Below are 2,212 nucleotides of genomic sequence, written 5' to 3'. Positions count from 1 at the left end.
CCTGTATAGGAGCTACTGATGGGTCAGTAGTTATTACAATAGATACGACAGTTGGTACACCACCATATCAGATAGACTTTGATGGATCAGGTTTTAGTAATCAGACAACGTATGGTTCATTAGCCGCAGGCACATATAATTATGTAGTAAGAGATGCAAAACAATGTACAGAAACATTCAGTGTTACAGTAGGCTCTCCTGCAGCTATTACTCTAGGAGGTTCTACTACAGTTGATATTACCTGTGATCCTATGACCGGAACTACTACCAATGGTTCAATTCAAGTTACGGGAGTTACGGGAGGTACAGGTACTTATGATTATACGTTGTTACGTTTAGATAATTCATTAGCTATTACGCCATCTACGAACCCAGTTTTAGGAACAACAGCAGATAATGCCACATTTACTGATTTAACTTTTGGTGATTATATATTAGAAATTGTAGATAGTAACGGTTGTAGATTTACTTTCCCATTTGATATAGCAACAACAGCTATATTTACAGTTTCAGAATCCGCACCAGTTGGTACTTGTACTGGTGGAGTTACTGTAGATATTTCAGTATCAGGTGGTACAGGTCCTTTTGAAGTTAGTGAGTTCCCTTCGGGCGCGCCAGTTCCTTTGAATGGTTTACCTGTTTCTTCAGGTACTCCTTTTGAAAGAAATCATCAATTTACAAACTTGCCATTTGATACAGCATTTACTTATCAGGTTACTGATTTAGGTACTGGATGTGTGGATATTCAGACAATTGCTCCACAGCCAAGTCCATCAAGTATTGCTATAAGTGTTACGCCAACAGATGTTAGTTGTGTAGGAGATGCAGATGGTAGTTTTACGTATTCGATTACGGGATATGCAGGAACAGAACTAACTTATGAGGTATATAGTGTAACAGATTTAGCAACTGATATAGCAGTTGGTGGAGGTCTTACCTTTACGAATTCGACGAATAGTAATCCAGAAACAGGTTTAGTTCCCCCAGCTGCTGCTACAGGAACAGTAACAAATGGGTTGAATAATTTATCACCTGGAACTTATCAACTTCGTGTTTTTGAAACAGATGGAGGTGTGGCTGCTCCTTGTAATGCAGCCGTTGAGTTTACAATAGGAGAGCCAGAAGCTTTAGGTATAGCTTTAGTAAGTCAGCAAGATGGATTCTGTACAAGAAGCCCTGAGGTTCAGGTAACCGCTACGGGAGGTACATTGCCATATACTTATATAGCAAATGATGGTACGACAGATGTTGCTACAAATGGAACTGGATTCTTTAATACACTAGCTGCCGGGACATATACAATACGTGTGGAGGATGCGAATAGCTGTCCATCCGCTTCTGTAAATGTTACATTAAACACTATTGCAGATCCTAGTTTTGTAAGTGTTCCTGCGTTTGTAGATGACGCATGTACATTTGATAACAATTATACATTTACAGTTACGGCTACCGGAACAGGAACATTAGAGTATGGTATAGATGATGGAGATCCATTAACACCAGATGCTCCAGTTTATGTAGCAGGAAATGTGAGTAATACAGAGCATCAGTTTACAGTTACTGGACCAGGAACTTATAATATTTTTGTAAGAGACGTTAATGGTTGTACAGATACAGACCAGATGATTGTTTATCCAGAGTTGCTGGTAAGTGCTGATTTTAGTGTTGATCCTACATGTAGGGATTTCAATGGTGATATTACTGTTACGGTTAGCGGCGGTTCTGATTTTGCTACGAACCCAGGTAATTTCACTTTTGTATTGACTGGAACGGATAGCGCATCGGCTGCTGTTGGTCCAATTACTCAGAATGGAGCGGGCGGTAATGTATTTACTGGTTTATCAGTAGGTAGTTATAGTATTGTGGTAACAGATTCCGGAATTGCACCTGCACCAGGATGTGATGCTACAGCTACAGTTACTAGAGAAATTCCAACGGATCCTACAGTTGCTTTAACGGGAGATAATCCAAATTGTGTAGGTTCAAGTGATGGGTCTATATTGGTAACGACTCCAGTAGGTACAGACCTTCCATATACCTATCAGTTATTTGATTTCACGGGTAGTGTTCAGGGTGCTCAGATCGGTCCAGACCAGACGGATGATCCATTGTTTGATGGATTAGGCGCAGGCGAGTATTTAGTAGTAGTTACTTCTACGATTACGAGCTGTTCATCACAGAATAATATTACGCTAGTAGATCCTACACAGGT

1 protein-coding gene is annotated in these 2,212 nt (G+C 40.1%); it reads left to right on the top strand.

The features are described 5' to 3' along the window. A partial coding sequence (locus tag GBO31_RS23310) for a hypothetical protein (protein WP_219011028.1) occupies window positions 1–2,212 on the top strand: 2,212 nt, incomplete at both ends.

The organism is Aquimarina litoralis, assembly GCF_019295435.1.
GTDB classification, from domain to species: Bacteria; Bacteroidota; Bacteroidia; order Flavobacteriales; family Flavobacteriaceae; genus Aquimarina; species Aquimarina litoralis_A.
The sequence above is the reverse complement of the archived record's forward strand: the minus strand, read 5'-3'. Positions and strand labels throughout refer to the sequence as shown.